The sequence below is a fragment of the Streptomyces lancefieldiae genome (assembly GCF_031845825.1).
GTDB lineage: Bacteria > Actinomycetota > Actinomycetes > Streptomycetales > Streptomycetaceae > Streptomyces > Streptomyces lancefieldiae.
Genome location: NZ_JAVRFH010000171.1, coordinates 1 through 2,796, shown reverse-complemented (window position 1 = coordinate 2,796; position 2,796 = coordinate 1). Strand labels below are relative to the sequence as shown.

The following is a 2,796-nucleotide window of genomic DNA, read 5'->3' as shown; positions in this document are numbered from 1 at the left end:
AGGACGGCGGCGAGGAGGGGGTGGCCGGCGGGGTCCTGCCCGGACCGGGCGACCCCGGCATCCGGACCGGACCGCTCCAGCCAGTACCGCCGCCGCTGGAACGGATACGTCGGCAGATCCCACCACACCGGCCCCGACGGCACCGACGGCACCTCCGTGCCCGGAACAGCAGCGGAACCAGAAGTGTCAGAGGCGTCAGAAGTGTCAGAGGCGTCAGAGACAGCGGGGGCAGCGGTGCCGGCAAGGGCAGCGGGGCCGGCGGTGGGGGTATCAAGGATCCCCCTCCAGTCAACACCCACCCCCCGGCACCACAACTGCGCCAACGCACCCACCGCCGTGAACTCCTCATCCCGCCCCCGACGCAACACCGGCACGAACACCGCCCCCTCACCCTCCACACACCCCGCCGCCAAACGCGACAACACCCCATCCGGCCCCAACTCCACAAACGACGACACCCCCCGCCGCTCCATCCCCCGCACCACATCAACAAACCGCACCGGCTCCCGCACATGCCCCACCCAGTAATCCACCGACCCCACATCCCCCACCGACACCACCGGCACCCGCGCCCCACCAAACCCCACACCCTCCACCACCCGCCGGAACTCCCCCAACACCGGATCCATCAACCCCGAATGAAACGCCCGCGACACCCGCAACCGACGCACCCCACGCCCCAACGCCTCAAACCCCGCCACCACCTCCAACACCTCATCCTCCACACCCGACAACACCACCGACCCCGGCCCATTCACCGCACCCAGCCACACACCCCCACCCAACAACGGCACCACCTCCTCCTCCGACGCCTCCACCGCCACCATCACCCCACCCACCGGCAACCCCTCCATCAACCCACCCCGCGCCCGCACCAACCCACACGCATCCTCAAGCGACAACACACCCGCCACATGCGCAGCCGCCACCTCACCCACCGAATGACCCCCCACACAATCCACCACCACACCCAACGACTCCACCCACCGGAACAACGCCACCTGCAACGCAAACAACCCCTGCTGCTGCCACACCGTCCGCTCCAACTCCCCCTCATCCCCACCCCACAACACCGACACCAACCCCTCATCCAACCCCGCCACCACCTCATCAAAAAACCCGGCAAACACCGGAAAACGCTCATACAACCCCCGCCCCATCCCCAACCACTGCGACCCCTGACCCGAAAACAACACCCCCACACCACCCGACACCACACCACCCGACACCACACCAAAACCACCACCACCACCAGCACCAGCACCAGCACCAGCACCAGCACCAGCACCAGCACCAGCACCAGCAGTCAACAACCCCGCCTCCCCACCCGACTCCGCCAACCGCCCCAAACCCGCCACCAAACCCCCCACATCCCCACCCCACACCACACCACGCCGCTCCAACTCCCCACGCCCCACCACCAGACCACGCCCCACCGACCACCGCTCCACCCCACCCGACAACAACCCACCCACACCCGACGCCAACTCACCCACCGCACCCGCCACACGCCCCGACAACACCAACGGCACCACACCCGCCACATCCCCCACCGGCCCCACCACCGGCTCCCCCACCGGCTCCCCCACCGGCGGCTCCTCCACAATCACATGCGCATTCGTCCCACTGATCCCGAACGACGACACCCCCGCCCGCCACGGCCGCCCCACCACCGGCCACGCCCGCTCCTCCACCACCAACTCCACCGCACCCGCCGACCAGTCCACCTCCGGCGACGGCACATCCACATGCAACGTCCGCGGCACCACCCCATACCGCATCGCCATCACCATCTTGATCACACCCGCCACCCCAGCAGCCGCCTGAGCATGCCCCAGATTCGACTTCACCGACCCCAACAACAACGGACGCCCCACCTCACGCCCCTGCCCATACGTCGCCAACAACGCCTGCGCCTCAATCGGATCACCCAACCGCGTCCCCGTCCCATGACCCTCCACCACATCCACATCCACCGCCCCCACACCCGCATCCACCAACGCAGCCCTGATCACCCGCTGCTGAGAAGGCCCACTGGGCGCAGAAAACCCATTCGACGCCCCGTCCTGATTCACCGCAGACCCCCGCACCCCCCCCCACACCCGATGCCCACGACGCCGCGCATCCGACAACCGCTCCAACAACAACAACCCCGCACCCTCCGACCACACCGCCCCATCCGCACCACCCGCAAACGACTTGCACCGCCCATCCCGCGCCAACCCCCGCTGCCGACTGAAATCCACAAACATCTCCGGCGACGCCATCACCGCCACCCCACCAGCCAACGCCAACGAACACTCCCCCGCCCGCAACGACCGCACCGCCCAATGCAACGCCACCAACGACGACGAACACGCCGTATCCACCGTCACCGCCGGCCCCTCCAACCCATACGTGTACGAGATACGACCCGACACCAGACTGCCTTCGCTGCTGGTTCCCGCGTAGTCGTGGTACATCAGGCCGGCGAAGACGCCCGTGTCGCTGCCGCGCAGCGTCCCCGGGTCGATACCCGCCCGCTCGAACGCCTCCCAGGACAACTCAAGAAGGATCCGCTGCTGGGGGTCCATCGCCAGTGCCTCGCGCGGGGAGATGCCGAAGAACGCCGCGTCGAAGTCCGCCACGTCCGCCAGGAAGCCCCCCTCACGGACATACGTCTTCCCCTCGACCCCCGGCTCCGGGTCGTAGATCCCCTCCACGTCCCACCCCCGGTCGTCCGGGAACCCGCCGATCGCGTCCACCCCGCCCGCGACCAGCTCCCACAGATCCTCCGGCGACCGCACCCCACCCGGA

At 68.5% G+C, this 2,796-nt stretch carries 1 protein-coding gene; it reads right to left on the bottom strand.

The genetic code is table 11. From position 1 onward, the window contains the following. The coding region (locus RM812_RS41255; RefSeq protein ID WP_311586032.1) for a type I polyketide synthase at positions 1 to 2,796 on the bottom strand (2,796 nt) is incomplete at both ends.